Consider the following 14,898-nt stretch of genomic DNA (forward strand, 5'->3'; position numbering starts at 1 on the left):
TCTGGACACGGGGATGTGGGAGGGCCCATGCTCGAGGGGTGAGCACCGCACAGGGGTCGGGGCCGGAGGCCACACTGAGGGTCGAGCTCGAGGACGCCGGGACCCGCCGAGGGGGGGTCAGCACCCTGGGTCTGCTGTCCGGGGCGATGCAGCAGTGGCACTGCGTCGGCATGCTCGGTGACGAGGTGCGGTACGAGAGCCACCCCTTCTCCGCGCCGTACAGCTGGGGGCACCTGCCGCTGGGGCGCACCATGCTGCCGCGCAACGAGTGGGCTCCCGGGATGGACGACGCGCTCGACGCGCCACGCCGTGAGATCACGGGCGACGGCTGGGTGCTGGTCGGCCACGGTGAGCAGGAGTGGGAAGACAGCTACCGGCCGGTCACCGGCGCCGAGGCATGACGGTCCATCGCCTGGAGAACGTCGGCATCGTCGTTGACGACATCGACGCTGTGACGTCCTTCTTCGTCGAGCTCGGGCTCGTGGTCCAGGGAGAAGGGGTGGTGGAGGGCGACTGGGTGGACGGTGTGGTGGGGCTCGAGGGCGTCCGGACGCAGGTCGTCATGCTGGAGACCTCGGACGGCCACGGACGGCTCGAGCTGATGAAGTTCCACGCGCCGCAGGCCCACGCCGGCGACCGGCACGCGCCGCCGAACACACTGGGGATCCGCCGTCTCGCCTTTGCGGTGGACGACATCGATGGCGCCGTCTCCCGGCTGGAAGCACGGGGCACCAAGCTTCTCGGGAGGGTGGAGACCTATCAGGACAGTTACCGGCTCTGCTATGTGCGGGGCCCGGAGGGCATCATCGTCATGCTGGCCCAGCAGTTGGGATGACGCAAGAGCCTCACAGGTTTGATGCGAGCCTGATCTGCTGTGGCACAGATGTTTTGGATGGAGTCTCCAGTCGTCGAAATGTCGCTTCCTATTCACCGGAGACCTTTCGAAGAATCGCTCGGAACCTTTCGCATACGGCATGTGCGGAGTAGTGTCGAGACACGGGGAAGCACAGAGAAGAGGAGAACGCCATGCGTATCCGACGTGTCGCCGCCATCGCCGCGCTGCTGGTCCCGCTGTCTTTGGCCGGTCCCGCCGCCACCGCAGTCCCGGACGCGAAGCACGGGTCCTGTGAGCGCTTCGGTCAGTCCTGGGGCGCCTGGGCCCGGGGTGAGCTACCCCCTGAGTTCGGGAGTCCGGGCACGGTGATGCCCACACTGTCGGGCAGCACCGCCGCACTCCTGCATGCCGAGATGACAACGGTGGTCGATGAAATTCCAGGGACGCCGTTCTGCGATCCGCACCCGCGGCACTAGTCCCGTAGGGGCTGGTGAGTCCCCAGAATTTGCAGGTGCGGGGCTCCCGGGCGTCGTGGTGCCCGTCCCGCGTCGTAGGTCGGTTGGGTGCCGTCCCGGCGGCCTTCCCGGAGCCGGCCGGTGAGCTCGCGGTGCACTGCAGCCAGCAACGGTCACAGGCCGGCGACGTCGCTCGCGAGCTGGCGGGGTCATCAAGACCTGCGCCTTCCGTGGCGCCATGCACCTGCTGACCCCCGAGCGCGGTGGTGACTACCTCGTCATGCGCGCCGCCAGCCGGATGTGGGAGCTGCCCAGCTGGCAGCAGCACGACGAGCTCACCACGTCGGACTGGCCCCGTCTGCGGCTTCAGCAGCGTGAGAGGGCCATCGGTGAAAGTGAACTTGCGCCGGTCGGGCCTGCCGGACCTCGACGAGGCAGGGATGAGGCGTGTGCAGGCCTCCTTGCACACCTACGGCCCGACGACACCCGAGCAGGTGCACTACTGGCTGGGCGAGCCTAGGCGCTGGCCGCCGACGGCATACCTTCTCTGCTCCTGCATCACGACCTCGAGGTGCTCGAGGCCGCGCCCGCGTCGAGCACAACGGCAGGCCACCCCTGGTGGTCCTGGGAGGTCTCGTCTCTGGCACGTGGTCGCTCAGCGGTGACGCGATCGCGGTCACCTGGCGCGCCGAAGCGGGTCCTCTGCCTCAGGAGGCCTTGGGGCGAAAGGTCTGCGGCTGGCTGCGGTCGTCGGCCGTCCTCTCGAGCTGAGTGTGCAGAGTTCGTGAGGCGCAAGGGGCGGACGGTCCCAGAGTGTTCACCGGGACGCTGTGGGGGTGCCGTTGTGGGAGTGTCTCGGCGGGCCTATTCTCGGCGTCCAGGCCACCGTCACGTCCGACGCGGCTGTTCACCCCCAGGCCGTCACCGGCCCGGAACGCGGAGGTAGTGATGAGTCTCAGGTCCAGACTGCGCCGGATGGGGGTGGCCGTGGCGGCCGCGGCCCTGATGGCCTCGGGGTTGCCGGCGATCGGCGGGCTGACGGCGACGCCGTCGGCCGCGGTCTCGCCGGATGTCGTGATCAGCCAGGTCTACGGCGGCGGCGGCAACTCCGGCGCTGTCTACACCCACGACTTCGTAGAGCTCTTCAACCGCGGGACGACCACGGTGAGCCTGGACGGCAGGTCCGTGCAGTATGCGAGTGCCACCGGCTCGGGCAACTTCGCCCCATCCGCCCTGCTCTCCGGCTCGCTGGCACCGGGTCAGCGGTACCTCGTGCAGATGGCTGCGGGCGCGGGCTCGGGTGAGCCGCTCCCGACCCCGGACGCGACGGGCACCGCCGCGATGGCAGCCACGTCGGGCAAGGTCGCCCTGGTCGACAGCACCGCCGGGCTGGCCTGCAACGGCAGCTCCGGCGCGGCGTGCAGCCCCGACCAGCTGGCCCTCATCCGCGACCTCGTCGGCTACGGCAACGCCAACTTCTTCGAGGGCTCCGGCGCCGCACCGACCCTCACCAACAGCACCGCGGTCATCCGGGCCGACGGCGGGTGCACCGACACCGACAACAACAGCGCCGACTTCACGGCAGGCGCACCGGCCCCGGGCAGCTCCAGCTCGCCGCTGACACCCTGTGACGGGGAGCCGGTCGACCTGCCCCCGGTGGTGTCCTGCCCCGGCACCCTGGTCGCTCCCTTCGACGCCGGGGCCACGGCCACGGTCAGCGCCACGGACGACAACGACGCCATCGGCTCCATCGCCATCACCTCCGAGCCGGTCGCCGGTGTGACCTTGGAGGACGTCGACCTCGCCGCCGGCACCGCCGAGCTGACCGTCGACCCGGCGGCTGCGCCGGGCACCTACGACGTGGCCATCGCCTTCGCCACCGACGCGGCCGAGCCGCAGACCTCCACCTGCACGGTGACGGTCACGGTGCAGGACGAGCCCACCATCACCCTGATCTCCGAGGTCCAGGGCTCGGGCGAGGAGAGCCCGCTCGTCGGCACCACGGTGACCGTCGACGGCATCGTCACCAGCCTCTTCACCTCCAGGGACGTGCTCGACGGCTTCTTCGTGCAGGAGGAGGACGCCGACGCCGACACCGACCCGGCCACCTCCGAGGGCGTCTTCGTGTTCTGCCGTGGCACCTGCACCGACCTGGAGGTCGGTGACCAGGCCCGGGTGACCGGCAGGGTCAACGAGTTCTTCGGTATGACGCAGGTCTCCGCCAACACGGCCGGCGGAGACATCCAGGTCGTCTCCAGCGGCAACGCGCTGCCGAGTGCGACCGAGGTCGCGCTGCCGGCTGACGGCTCCACCCGCGCCGAGCCCACCTTCGAGCCCACCGAGGGCATGGTCGTGACCTTCCCGGACAGGCTCGTGGTCAGCGAGTACTTCGAGCTGGCCCGCTACGGCCAGCTGGTGCTCACCGCTGACGAGCGGCCCTACCAGTTCACCCACCTGAACGAGCCCAGCGTCTCCGGATACCAGGAGTTCCTCACCGACCTCAGCACCCGGCGCATCATCCTGGACGACGACAACAACGACCAGAACGACGCCACCTCCGGCCCGGACTCCGACGAGCCCTACCCCTGGCCCCTGGGCGGCCTCTCGGTCGACAACCGCATCCGGGGCGGCGACTACGTCGAGGACCTCACCGGCGTGCTGCACTACTCGTTCGCCGGGCAGAGCGGCACCGATGCGTGGCGGATCCGGCCGATCGACGGAGTGGACTACACCTTCGAGGAGGCCAACGCCGCACCGGAGTCGCCGGAGGACGTGGGTGGCCGGCTGACCGTCGCGAGCTACAACGTGCTCAACTACTTCGCCACCATCGACACCACGGCGTCCGGCAGCTCGGGTCCGTGTGGGCCCTCCGGGACGTTGGACTGCCGTGGCGCCGACTCCGAGAAGGAGCGAGTGCGCCAGCTCACCAAGATCGTGGCCGGCCTGGAGGAGATCGACGCCGACGTCGCCGGTCTGATCGAGATCGAGAACGACGAGGGCATGGCCACGGAGCAGATCGTCGAGGCGCTCAACGAGACCACTGCGCCGGGCACCTACGACGCCGTCGACACCGGCTACATCGGGACCGACGCGATCAAGGTCGCGCTGGTCTACCAGCCGGGCTCCGTCAGGCCGGTCGGGGACTACGAGATCTTCGACAGCAGCGACGACCCGCGCTTCGACGACACCAGGAACCGGCCGGTGCTCATCCAGACGTTCGAGGAGAACGCCACGGGCGCCCGGTTCACCGTCGCGGTCAACCACCTCAAGTCCAAGGGGTCGCCCTGTGACGCCGTCGGTGACCCCGACCTCGGTGACGGTCAGGCCAACTGCAACCTGACGCGCACCATGGCTGCCGAGGCACTGGCGGACTACCTGGCCACCGACCCCACCGGCAGCGGTGACCCGGACCTCCTCGTCATGGGCGACCTCAACGCCTACGCCAAGGAGGACCCCATCCGTGCGCTCGAGGCTGCGGGCTACACCGACCTGCTCGCCGCGTTCGACGGTGACGACGTCTACACCTACGTGTTCGACGGGCAGCTCGGCTACCTGGACATCGCGCTGGCCAACGCCGACCTCGTCGGCCAGGTGACCGGAGCGACGGCGTGGAACATCAACGCCGACGAGGTGCCGCTGTTCGACTACAACGACGACGTGCGTGACGTCGGTGAGGCCCCGTTCGAGCGTGAGTCGTCGGCCCTGCCGCTCTACGCGCCCGACGAGCTCCGCTCGAGCGACCACGACCCCGTGGTCGTCGGGCTGGATCTCGTCAGCCCCTGGACGGCGGTCAGCGACCTGCGCGAGACCCTGGCGGGGATGGACGTCCAGCGAGGTGTGAAGAACGCGCTAGACGCGAAGCTGCGGTCCGCCCTGGCGGACCTCAAGGCCGACGAGGACGCCGCGGCGTGCGAGAGCCTCGGGTCGTTCCTCAACCTGCTGAGCGCGCAGACAGGCAAGAAGGTCTCCGAGGCCGACGCCGTCGTCCTGCGGGAGGAGGCAGAGCGGGCCCGCGAGATGCTCGGCTGCTGAACGAAGGCACGGCGCGCGCCGCCGGGTGGCTCCAGTCCGAGGGTTGGAGCCACCCGGCGACCTCGTCGGTGCCGGCAGCACGTGGCCGGGTGGCCCCCGGCGCAGGAGCACCACGGCGAGAACATCGGTGACACCCCGACGACGTCCTGACCGGGCTCAGTCCGGTGAGGCCTCCACCACGCAGAACTCGTTGCCCTTCCGGGTCGGTGAGGGTGCGCCAGTGCGCTCCCCACTCCCGCTTCTCGTGCACCACGGCAGCACCGAGCTCGACGAGCCGGGCCGTCTCGGCGTCCAGGTCGTCGGTGCGGAAGTCCAGGTGCAGCCGGTTCTTGGCCGTCTTGCCCTTGGGCACCCGGAAGAAGAGCCACCCGGCGGCACCCTCGCCGCGCCCGGCGAGCGTCGCGAGCTCCGCGCTGGCTCGGGGGTCGACCTCGAGGTCGAGCGATTTGCCCCAGAACGTGGCCAGGCGCGCGGCGTCACCGCAGTCGACCGTGATGTGGACCAGCTCCAGACTCATGACGCCCATCCTGCCGCGCCACCCCGCCCCGGCGCGGGTCGGACCCTCGCCGGCACGGACAGCGACGTGTCAGGCGTCGGCCCGCTGCTCCTCCAGGATCGCGTCGATCTGCCCGACGGCCAGCCGCAGACCCTCGTCCATCCCCATCTGCACCAGGCGTTCCATGTCCTCGACGGTGGCGAAGGTGCTGCTGATGACCATGCGCGTGCCACCCTCGGGGCGCTCCTGCACGCTCACCGAGCTGCGGGATGCCGGCATCCCGGCGTCGGGGGTGCCGCTGGCGTCGGCGAAGTAGTCCTCGAACGCCAGGTGGTGCGGCGGCTCGACGGACTCCACGGTCCAGCCGCCGTGGTATCGCTCACCCTCCGGGCTGGTCATGTAGTAGGTGACCCCTCCGCCCGGCCGAAGGTCGTGGTCGACCACGGTCGCGGGGTAGGTCGGCGGCCCCCACCACCGCTCCAGCAGCCGGGGGTCCTCCCACAGCCGCCACACCTCCTGCGCGGATGCCGCGAAGTCGGCGGTGAGGGTGAGGGTCCTGCTCTCGGTGTCCTTGCGGACGTCGGTGACGGTCATGTCGTGCCTTCTCTCGTGACGTCGGCGAGCACCTCGCCGAACCGGTCGAGGCGGCTGTGCCAGAGGTCCTCCAGCCGCCGGAGTACGAGGTCGGCCTCCCGCACGGCGTCGATGTCGCCGCGCACGAGCTGCTCGCGCCCTCGTCTCTGCTTCGTCACCAGCCCGGCCCGCTCCAGCACGGCCACGTGCTTCTGGACGGCGGCGAAGCTCATGGGGTAGTCGCGGGCCAGCGCCGACACCGAGTGCTCGCCGACGAGGCTGCGCACCACGATGTCGCGTCGCGTGGGGTCGGAGAGGGCGTGGAAGATGCGGTCCACCCGGTCCTGCCGCTCCTGAACTACAACCATAAGGTTGTACGTTAGACCCGCGGCCACGGCACAACCCCAGAGCCGCGGCGGCCCGCTGACCTGCGCAGCATCGCTTCGGCAGGCATGCACCGGAGGTCTCGCGCATCCTGGGGAAGGTCCCCACCCCTCCGGGTGAGCCGTGGACCGGACGACCACCATTCGAGGAGAGACCGATGCGCACGACAGCCGCCACGCCCGTCACGGTCTCGAGCGGGCATGGCGCCCGGAGCACGCAGGTGGGGCCTGAGCCGGCGCTGCGCCAGACCGTCGTAGCCCTCGCCGAGGGCCAAGGCACCGCGGGCCACGGTGAGGCGAGGCTCTATGTCATCCAGGGACGGGTGCGGCTCAGGACCGACGGTCAGGGCTGGTCTGGCTCGACGGGTGACCTGCTCGTCGTGCCGCCCTCCCTCGCTGCCCGGGACGACTCGGCGGTGCGGCTCACCGTCGCCACGATGGACACGCCGAGGCGGCGGGGTGTGCCGCGGTCGACACCGTCGAAGGTCACTCGACGGTGAGCTCACCCATCTCGCCCCAGCCGTCGCCCTCGACCTTGTGGCTGACGATCTTGGGCGTGCGCACCAGCGCCTGCGGCATGTCCTTCATCGCCTGCTGGAAGTGCTCGCTCTGCACGTGAGGTCCTGCGCCCTCGTCGGTGAAGGCCTCGATGAGCACGAACTCGCGAGGGTTGTCGACGCTGCGGGACCACTCGAACCACAGGTTGCCCGGCTCGGCGCGGGTCTTCTCCGTGAAGTCGGACACGAGGTCCAGCCAGCGGTCGGTCCACTCGGGCTTGGTCTCGAACTTGACGTTGATGAGGATCATCGCGGGCCTTTCGGTGGGTCGTCGTGCGGCACCGTCATGCTGTGCCGCCCGCTCGGTGCCCGTCAACCGCGAGCGGGTGCCGTCCGACCCGCGCCCCGGCATGATGGGGGTATGCCGAACGACGACCGTCGCGGACCGGTGCAGCGGACCCTGGCGATCCTCGAGGTCGTCGCCGAGCGGGGTGGCGCGTCGGCCAAGGACATCGCGGAGGCCCTGGACCTGCCGCTGGCGACGGTCTACCGGCTGGCCGCCGACCTGGTCGGTGAGGACTACCTCGTGCACATCCGGGACAAGCGACGCTACGAGCTGGGCTACAAGCTGCACCGGCTCGGCTTGTCCCTGCATCACCAGATCGGCCTGTCCCGCGGGGTCCGCGACCAGGTGGTGAGGCTGCACGAGGACACCGGGCTCGCGGCATACCTGGCCATCCACCGTGGCGCCGAGCTCGTCGTGGTGCTCGTCGTCGACTCGCCGCGGTGCCCCCGTCTGCGGCCCATCAGGTTCGGCTTCCACGAGGCCCCGCACGCCACCGCCTTCGGCAAGCTGCTGCTCAGCGAGCTGCACGACGAGCAGCGCCGCGTGCATGTAGGCCGGCACGGCATGAGGGCGATGACCCCGCACACCATCACCGACTACGACCAGCTGTGCGCACACCTGCGCGCCGTGGCGCTGGAGGGCGTCGCCTGGGAGTTCGAGGAGTTCCTCGAGGGGTCGGCGTGCGCGTCGGCACCCGTGCGCGGCGACGGCTCGCTGCTGCTCGGGTCGGTCGCCGTGTCCGCACCTGCACACCGTCTGCGTGCGCCCGACGAGCGGCTGGCCGACCAGTTGCGGCAGGCGGCCTCGCGGCTGAGCCAGCACTTCCGCACCGGCGCCACGGTGGCGTGAGGCGCGCCGCAGAAAAAGCTTCGGGACTTCTCACTGCCTGAGAACGACCGTTGGCCTCGGAGGGGCGATCTCCTACCGTGGCGGCACACCGGCAACGTCGCCGACGCAGGAGGAGCCATGGCCCAGACCCGTGAACCGCAGCCCACCAAGGAACCCACCGACCTCCAGGTCGACACCAGCGGGCCGGACCAGGGGCCGGTGCCCACCGAGGAGGCGAAGCGCACCGACCGCGGTCACCGGATCCTCACCCGGCTCCTGCAGGTGGCCTACCCGCACGACTCCCTGCCCGACGGCCCCTACGAGCGCACGGCCACGGCGGTCCAGGAGGCGGCGCTCGCGGAGGCGGGTGACGAGCGGGCGCTCCAGTTGGGCCTCGACGGTCTCGACCTGGCCGCAGGCGGCGACTTCCTGTCGGCCGACGACGCCACCGCCGAGCAGCTGCTGCGCGACCGTGCGGACGACTACTTCTTCCGCTTCGTGCGCAGCGTCGCGGTCGTCGCGCTCTACGACGACCACGAGGTATGGGGTGTGCTCGGCTACGAGGGAGCGTCCTTCGACCAGGGGGGCTACCTCCACAGAGGCTTCGACGACCTGGACTGGCTGCCGGACCCACGCATCGAGGAGTACGACGGCGAGCCGCGGGTCGAGCTCGTCACGGACGAGGGAGAGAGCGCATGACCGCGACGGACAGCACGCAGACCCACGGCGCACCGATCGAGCACAGCGACCCCGTGGTCGTGGTCGTCGGCTCCGGAGCCGGCGGGGGGACGGTCGCCCACGAGCTGACCACCAAGGGCGTCAAGTGCGTGGTGCTGGAGGCCGGTCCCTACCTGACCCAGGACGACTGGGTCAACGACGAGTGGGAGGCCTTCGGCCAGATGGCCTGGCTCGACATGCGCACGACCTCGGGTGGTTGGCGCATCACCCGTGACTTCCCGAACCTGCCGGCCTGGATCGTCAAGGCCGTCGGTGGCACGACCACGCACTGGTCCGGTGCGACCCCGCGGTTCATGGCCCACGAGTTCAAGGCCCGCTCGACCTACGGCGACATCCCCGGTGCCAACCTGCTCGACTGGCCGATCGGCCTGGAGGACCTCGCGCCCTACTACGACCGCGCCGAGAAGGCGATGGGCTCGACCCACCGGCACGGCCGCCCGCCGATGCCGGCCAACAACAACTACAAGGTGTTCGCCAACGGCGCCGAGCGCATCGGCTACAAGCACTATGCGACGGGGCCGTACGGCACCAACGCCGAGCCCTACGACGGCCGCCCCGCCAGCGTCCAGGACGGCTTCAACTTCCAGGGCGACAAGTCGGGCGCGAAGTGGTCGACCCTGGTGCGCGAGATCCCGCGGGCCCTCGAGACCGGCAACCTCGACCTGCGGCCCAACTGCCACGCGGTCAGGATCACCCACGGCTCCGACGGCAAGGTCGACGCGGTGGAGTACCTCGACGGGCAGGGCAACCTGCACAAGCAGGCGGCCCGCGTGGTGTGCGTCGCCGGCAACTCGATCGAGACGCCGCGGCTGCTCCTGATGAGCGCCTCGGCGGAGCACCCCGACGGACTGGCCAACTCCTCGGGCCAGGTGGGCCGCAACTACATGCGCCACCTGACCGGCACCGCATACGCCAGGTTCGACAAGCCCGTCCGCATGTACCGCGGTGAGACGATGGCAGGCATCATCGCCGACGAGGCCAGGCACGACACCCGGCGCGGCTTCGCCGGGGGCTTCTACCTGGAGACCCTGTCGCTGGGCCCGGCCTTCCTGGCAAGCTTCCTCGAGCCCGGAGCCTGGGGCCGGGAGTTCACCTCGTGGCTGGACGCCTACGAGAACCTCGCCGGCATGTGGATCGTCGGTGAGGACATGCCGCAGGCGAGCAACCGCATCACGCTCAACCACGACGTCAAGGACCAGCACGGGCTGCCGGTGCCCAACGTCCACTTCAGCGACCACGCCAACGACGTGGCGATGCGCACCTACGCCTACGGCCAGGCCGACCAGCTCTACGGCGCCGTCGACGCGCTCGCGGTGCACCACACCCCGCCCTACCCGGCGACCCACAACCTCGGCACCTGCAGGATGAGCGCCGACCCGACCGACGGTGTGCTGGACCGCTGGGGCCGGGCGCACGACGTGCCCAACCTCTACGTGAGCGACGGCTCGGTCATGACCACGGGCGCAGCGGCCAACCCCACGCTCACGATCGTGGCGCTGGCGATGCGGCAGGCAGAGCACCTGCTCGAGGAGATGGGCAGGGGCACCCTCTGAGCGGGCGCCGGCGTCTCAGCGCAGGGTCCGCAGGGCTCCCGCCCAGCGCTCGGTCTGATCCAGCATGGTCTGCAGGTTGCGTGCCTGGAAGTCGCGCGGGGTCATCCGGCTGAAGTCCGCCATGTCGTCGTAGATCGAGACGGACACCTGGGCCCGCACCGTGGCGACCTGCAGCTCGCCCAGGACGAGCTTGAGCTGCTCCGCGGCGCGGAGGCCGCCCGAGCTGCCGTAGCAGACGATGCCGGCTGCCTTGTCGTTCCACTCGGCGTACAGGAAGTCCAGGGCGTTCTTGAGCTGGCCGGGGATGCCGCGGTTGTACTCCGGCGTCACGAAGACGAAGCCGTCGTATCCCGTGACCTTCTCCGACCACGCACGGGTGTGCTCCTGGGTGTAGTTGCCCGAGGACGCCGGCTCGGGCTCGTCGAGGTTGGGCAGGTCCTCCTCGGCGAGGTCGACCAGGTCGTAGGTGACGCCGGCGCGTTGCTGCGTGCCGGCATACACCCACTCCGCGACGGCGGGGCCGACCCGTTCGGGACGACTGGAGGCGATGACGACGGCGATCCGCAGTGGTGGGTTCATGGCGGGGGCTCCTAGGGTCCGGGGGTCCTCATTGTGACCCGGGCCTCTCTCCTGCCCGTGGTCCGGGGCTCAGGGAGGGAACGGCGACGGGTATGTCGTACGTGTGTTCTACGTTTGTCCCATGGTCTCGCCGGGCGAGATGGGCGGCGGGACCGTGTGACGGCGAGACCGTGACACGGCGGGACCGTGGGACGACGTGGAGAGGCAGGACAGGGGAGACATGGCGACGGCGGTGGTGACGGGCACACGGGAGAACGACGTCGGCCGTGAGGTCCGGGAGGGCGTCCCGGGTGACGGCAGGCATCGTGATGAGGACTGGGAGCCGAGCTGGCTGGGTCTGGGCGACCGGGATGTCGTCGAGGATGTCGACGATGCCCTGTGGCACGACTCCGAGACCTCGGGGCTGTCCGAGGTGCCGGGGGCACTGGGGCGGGTCGCTCACGGCCTGGGCACCCTGGGGCTGGCACCCGAGGTGGTCGAGGACCTGCTGTCGCTGCTCACGGGCGCGGCAGCGCACCGTGCTGCCCGGCGAGAGCAAGGTGCCCAGGGCGTGGTCCTGCCGTCCCAGGAGGTGGTCACCGATGACGAGCTCGTCCGGGCCGCGTCTGCGGTCCGCCGGGTGCAGGGGTTCGCCGAGGCTGTCGCCGTCTCGGTGTGCAGGTCCCTGACGGAGCGAGCAGGGCAGGACCTGCTGGCGCGCAAGGGCGCGACGGTGCCCGACGAGCTGTCGGCCGGCGCACGGGAGCGCTGGCGTGCCAAGACCAAGTCTGCGGTCGCGCACGAGCTGAGCGTCGCCACCGGACACACCCTCTGGCGGACCCGCTCGCTCGTCTGCTTCGCTGCTGCACCTCGGGTCGCCGCCGCCCCGGTGGAGGCGGCGCTGCGCCGCGGTGTGACCCACTGGCGGGCGGTCGACCTGTGGTGGTCCCGCTGCCGGAGGATGGACGTGGCCGATGCGACCGCTGTGGCCGAGGAGGTGTTCGGTCCCCTCCTGGACCATCCGGTCCCCGACGACCCTCAGGGCACAGCCCTTCAGGAGAGCCTGCGGCGTGAGTCCTGGGCCGAGTTCAGGCGAAGGCTGGACCGTGAGGTGGTCCGTGTCGATGGCGCGGACTCCACAGCGGCCAGGAAGCGGCGCCGGGCTGCGGTGGAGACCCGTGGCGTCTCGACGGAGCTCTACGACGACGGTCTGAGCTGCCTCAAGATCACCGGCTCCACGGAGGCTGTCGTCGGTGCCGCCGACCGCATCGAGACCATCGCACGACGGGCGCGGGCTGCGGGGGACCCCCGGCCACAGCACCACATCAGAGCCGACACCGCCATGGCTCTGCTCGTGCACGGGACCCTGCCGCTGCCCGATGCGCAGGTCCCGTCTCACCGAGGCGCTGACACCTCCTGTGACGAGGACCAGAGGCCGCGGCCAGGTGCCTCGTGCCCGGGCGACGAGCCGCTCGTGGGTGTCCCCCAAGAGGTGTCGCGCATCATCAGCGGGCTGCCCGCGACGCGCGTCGAGCTCGTGATGCCCCTCTCCGCGCTTCACCTCATGCCGTCTGCACCCCGACCGAGGCGGGGCGGTGCCGCCGGTGCCGCGGGTGCTGCCGGTGTGGACGACGAGGGTGAGGGTGAGGGCAGCGACAGAGGGTCCGTGGCGGAGCTGTCGGGGCACGGCTTCATCAGCGCCGAGCACGCAAGGGAGCTCCTGCTGGCTCCCGGCACCACCGTCCACCGGATCCTGACCGATCCCGCGGATGGCCGGGTGGTCGAGCGCTCCACCACCGCCTACCGTCCTGACAGACAGATGACAGAGCAGGTCAGAGCCGTGGACCGGGTCTGCCGGGCGCCAGGGTGCCTGGTGCCGGCCCGACGGTGCGACCTCGACCACGAGCACCCCTTCAATGCAGGCGGGACGACGTCCGAGAGCAACTTCAGCCTCAAGCATCGCGCACACCACGCGCTGAAGACCGAGGGCTTCTGGGCCACCGTCATCGACGCCACGCGCACCGTCACCTGGCGGACCCTGTTCGGCCGGGTCTACTCGACCAGGCCTCATGACTACCGGCAGTACGACACCGTCCTGCGCCCGGCCGGCGTCGCCGCACACGCGACCCGTGGAGCAGTCGCACCCGAACCGGTCGCATCTGGCGACGACGCCTGGGGAGGTATCGACCCCGGCGGTGTCACGGACGGGGACCTGCGCAGCCGGCTGGTCTACGCGGCGCTGTCCTCCCGCGCAGGCCAGGACCGCTGGCTCGAAGCCCTGGACGACCACGACGAGCACGCAGACTGCCTGGACGGCAGGCGTCGACCGGCCGCTCAGGGTGTTCCACACCATGGGTGCGCACCGACGCAGCGGGCCGCCGCCGGGTCAGCCGACCCCGGAGCAGATCCTGAACCCGACGCCGATGCCGATGCCGATGCCGATGAAGTCGCCGACGCCGACAGGTCGGACCGTCGCGGCCACGCCTCGATGGGCAGCGGACGACGCCGGCCCGCCGCCGTTCTGAGGAGCGAGCCCCCTCAGCTGAGCGTGGCTCGCGCCCGGATGGTGCGGGGCCTGCTGAGCAGGTAGGCGACGGCAACGATGCCGACGACGGCCAGGATCCGGTTCAGGTCGATCGCCGGTTCCCAGCGCACCTGTCCGTTGCGGATGACATAGGCACCGGCGGGGCGTGCGTGCAGGCCGAACCCGGCGCCCTCACCCTCCTGGTCCGAGCTGTCGTGCCCGCCCCCGCCCCCGCCCCCACCGGCGACTCGCGCCGCGGTGATGATGGTGGTTCCGTCCTTCTCGTAGGGCTCGCCGAACACCCTCCGCACCGTGATCGAGTCCTGGGCAGCGCCCAGCATGTCGGTGACCTTCATGGTTCCTCCTCGTGGCAGCCCGGGGTGGGCGGCCCTCCCTCTCGACGCTAGCGACGGGTCGCCCGGGTCGACAGGGCCGGAAGTCCCCCTGGCGCCGGAATGGGCGTCGGAGGTCTCTTGCGGGGGTGGGTCCGGGTGCGGTCTGATGGGTGGATCAGTGGCAGCTGCTTCCTGCAGGCGGCCGGCCACACCGCCCAGCGGAGAGGCATGCCTGATGGCCGTCCAGGGTTTCCTCAAGGTTCCCGACATCCCGGGTGAGAGCACCAGCAAGGACCACGAGGACGAGATCGACGTGGTGGCTCTGTCCTTCGGCATGGGAGTCCCGGCCTCCTCCGCGACCGAGCCCCGCAGCGGCCGGGTCCAGCTCCAACCGTTGATGGTGACCAAGCACTACGACCGCTCCTCGCCCTACCTCAAGAGGGCGTTGTTCGACAACGTGGTGTTCCCCGAGGTCGTCCTCACCGTCTCGCAGGCGCTGTCCTGGGGCCGTGGGCGTCCGGGAGACCGCGGCGACTACCTGGTGGTGACGTTGACCGGTGCCTCGGTCATGAGCTACGACCTGGTGCCCGCCGAGGGCCTGGACCAGCTCGAGGAGCGTCTCGCCTTCGGCTACCGCAGCATCACCTTCACCTACCACGGGGAGCACGAGACGGTGCTGGATCCGTCGCAGAACACCTGAGGGCCGGTGGCATTCAAAGGTCCGGGTGGACGCTGCCCGCACCGG

General features: G+C 70.5%; 15 protein-coding genes. 9 read left to right on the top strand and 6 right to left on the bottom strand.

The window, feature by feature from the left end:
- The first annotated feature begins 38 nt into the window (after window positions 1-38).
- The 3 genes from LVO85_RS09315 (at window position 39) to LVO85_RS09325 (ending at window position 5,322) form a co-directional block, all read left to right on the top strand.
- On the top strand, window positions 39-401 hold the full coding sequence (locus LVO85_RS09315) for a hypothetical protein (RefSeq protein ID WP_232747151.1): 363 nt from the start codon (window positions 39-41) through the stop codon (window positions 399-401).
- The gene (locus tag LVO85_RS09320) at window positions 398-835 is read left to right on the top strand and encodes a VOC family protein (protein WP_232747152.1); all 438 of its coding nucleotides are present in this window, start codon (window positions 398-400) and stop codon (window positions 833-835) included. Before LVO85_RS09315 ends, LVO85_RS09320 begins: the two co-directional genes overlap by 4 nt.
- A gap of 1,403 nt (window positions 836-2,238) precedes the next feature.
- Window positions 2,239-5,322 (top strand): ExeM/NucH family extracellular endonuclease, encoded by a 3,084-nt coding sequence (locus LVO85_RS09325; protein WP_232747153.1) that lies wholly within the window; start codon window positions 2,239-2,241, stop codon window positions 5,320-5,322.
- Here LVO85_RS09325 and LVO85_RS09330 read toward each other — a convergent pair.
- From LVO85_RS09330 to LVO85_RS09340, 3 genes are all read right to left on the bottom strand, one after another.
- A complete protein-coding gene (locus LVO85_RS09330; RefSeq protein WP_232747154.1) occupies window positions 5,222-5,839 on the bottom strand; it encodes a VOC family protein in 618 nt (205 codons plus the stop codon). The genes LVO85_RS09325 and LVO85_RS09330 overlap by 101 nt on opposite strands.
- A gap of 69 nt (window positions 5,840-5,908) precedes the next feature.
- Entirely contained in the window at window positions 5,909-6,412 is a 504-nt protein-coding gene (locus LVO85_RS09335; protein WP_232747155.1) for an SRPBCC family protein, read from the bottom strand.
- The gene (locus LVO85_RS09340; protein WP_232747156.1) at window positions 6,409-6,759 is read right to left on the bottom strand and encodes an ArsR/SmtB family transcription factor; all 351 of its coding nucleotides are present in this window, start codon (window positions 6,757-6,759) and stop codon (window positions 6,409-6,411) included. Before LVO85_RS09340 ends, LVO85_RS09335 begins: the two co-directional genes overlap by 4 nt.
- A gap of 173 nt (window positions 6,760-6,932) precedes the next feature.
- Between LVO85_RS09340 and LVO85_RS09345 the strand changes: the two genes are divergently transcribed.
- Entirely contained in the window at window positions 6,933-7,274 is a 342-nt protein-coding gene (locus tag LVO85_RS09345) for a cupin domain-containing protein (protein ID WP_232747157.1), read from the top strand.
- On the opposite strand, the gene LVO85_RS09350 is transcribed toward LVO85_RS09345, so the two are convergent.
- Window positions 7,261-7,581, bottom strand: a complete 321-nt coding sequence (locus tag LVO85_RS09350) for a putative quinol monooxygenase (RefSeq protein WP_232747158.1) — start codon at window positions 7,579-7,581, stop codon at window positions 7,261-7,263. The two genes, LVO85_RS09345 and LVO85_RS09350, sit on opposite strands and share 14 nt — an antisense overlap.
- Window positions 7,582-7,692: 111 nt before the next feature.
- Here LVO85_RS09350 and LVO85_RS09355 point away from each other — a divergent pair, with 111 nt between their 5' ends.
- The 3 genes from LVO85_RS09355 (at window position 7,693) to LVO85_RS09365 (ending at window position 10,736) form a co-directional block, all read left to right on the top strand.
- Entirely contained in the window at window positions 7,693-8,466 is a 774-nt protein-coding gene (locus LVO85_RS09355; protein ID WP_232747159.1) for an IclR family transcriptional regulator, read from the top strand.
- A gap of 117 nt (window positions 8,467-8,583) precedes the next feature.
- Window positions 8,584-9,144: a hypothetical protein gene (locus LVO85_RS09360; protein ID WP_232747160.1), complete on the top strand. Its 561-nt coding sequence runs from the start codon at window positions 8,584-8,586 to the stop codon at window positions 9,142-9,144.
- A complete protein-coding gene (locus LVO85_RS09365; protein WP_232747161.1) occupies window positions 9,141-10,736 on the top strand; it encodes a GMC family oxidoreductase in 1,596 nt (531 codons plus the stop codon). Before LVO85_RS09360 ends, LVO85_RS09365 begins: the two co-directional genes overlap by 4 nt.
- Window positions 10,737-10,751: 15 nt before the next feature.
- Here the strand turns inward: LVO85_RS09365 and LVO85_RS09370 are convergent, their stop codons facing one another.
- Complete coding sequence (locus tag LVO85_RS09370; RefSeq protein ID WP_232747162.1) at window positions 10,752-11,315, bottom strand: NADPH-dependent FMN reductase; 564 nt, start codon at window positions 11,313-11,315, stop codon at window positions 10,752-10,754.
- Between the two features lie 196 nt (window positions 11,316-11,511).
- Between LVO85_RS09370 and LVO85_RS09375 the strand changes: the two genes are divergently transcribed.
- Window positions 11,512-13,884, top strand: coding sequence for an HNH endonuclease signature motif containing protein (locus tag LVO85_RS09375; RefSeq protein ID WP_232747163.1), 2,373 nt, complete (start codon window positions 11,512-11,514; stop codon window positions 13,882-13,884).
- On the opposite strand, the gene LVO85_RS09380 is transcribed toward LVO85_RS09375, so the two are convergent.
- Window positions 13,833-14,174 carry a spore germination protein GerW family protein gene (locus tag LVO85_RS09380; RefSeq protein WP_232747164.1) on the bottom strand — a complete coding sequence of 114 codons (342 nt, stop codon included), beginning with the start codon at window positions 14,172-14,174 and terminating at the stop codon, window positions 13,833-13,835. The genes LVO85_RS09375 and LVO85_RS09380 overlap by 52 nt on opposite strands.
- Window positions 14,175-14,388: 214 nt before the next feature.
- Here LVO85_RS09380 and LVO85_RS09385 point away from each other — a divergent pair, with 214 nt between their 5' ends.
- A complete protein-coding gene (locus tag LVO85_RS09385; RefSeq protein WP_232747165.1) occupies window positions 14,389-14,853 on the top strand; it encodes an Hcp family type VI secretion system effector in 465 nt (154 codons plus the stop codon).
- Window positions 14,854-14,898 lie beyond the last annotated feature (45 nt).

The sequence above is a fragment of the Ornithinimicrobium sediminis genome, from assembly GCF_021272345.1.
In the GTDB taxonomy this organism is placed as follows: Bacteria; Actinomycetota; Actinomycetes; order Actinomycetales; family Dermatophilaceae; genus Ornithinicoccus; species Ornithinicoccus sediminis_B.

Coding starts and splice junctions, on each gene's coding strand:
- LVO85_RS09320 (WP_232747152.1), top strand. CDS start 398: ATGACGGTCCATCGCCTGGAGAACGTCGGCATCGTCGTTGACGACATC.
- LVO85_RS09325 (WP_232747153.1), top strand. CDS start 2,239: ATGAGTCTCAGGTCCAGACTGCGCCGGATGGGGGTGGCCGTGGCGGCC.
- LVO85_RS09330 (WP_232747154.1), bottom strand. CDS start 5,839: ATGAGTCTGGAGCTGGTCCACATCACGGTCGACTGCGGTGACGCCGCG.
- LVO85_RS09335 (WP_232747155.1), bottom strand. CDS start 6,412: ATGACCGTCACCGACGTCCGCAAGGACACCGAGAGCAGGACCCTCACC.
- LVO85_RS09340 (WP_232747156.1), bottom strand. CDS start 6,759: ATGGTTGTAGTTCAGGAGCGGCAGGACCGGGTGGACCGCATCTTCCAC.
- LVO85_RS09345 (WP_232747157.1), top strand. CDS start 6,933: ATGCGCACGACAGCCGCCACGCCCGTCACGGTCTCGAGCGGGCATGGC.
- LVO85_RS09350 (WP_232747158.1), bottom strand. CDS start 7,581: ATGATCCTCATCAACGTCAAGTTCGAGACCAAGCCCGAGTGGACCGAC.
- LVO85_RS09355 (WP_232747159.1), top strand. CDS start 7,693: ATGCCGAACGACGACCGTCGCGGACCGGTGCAGCGGACCCTGGCGATC.
- LVO85_RS09360 (WP_232747160.1), top strand. CDS start 8,584: ATGGCCCAGACCCGTGAACCGCAGCCCACCAAGGAACCCACCGACCTC.
- LVO85_RS09365 (WP_232747161.1), top strand. CDS start 9,141: ATGACCGCGACGGACAGCACGCAGACCCACGGCGCACCGATCGAGCAC.
- LVO85_RS09370 (WP_232747162.1), bottom strand. CDS start 11,315: ATGAACCCACCACTGCGGATCGCCGTCGTCATCGCCTCCAGTCGTCCC.
- LVO85_RS09380 (WP_232747164.1), bottom strand. CDS start 14,174: ATGAAGGTCACCGACATGCTGGGCGCTGCCCAGGACTCGATCACGGTG.
- LVO85_RS09385 (WP_232747165.1), top strand. CDS start 14,389: ATGGCCGTCCAGGGTTTCCTCAAGGTTCCCGACATCCCGGGTGAGAGC.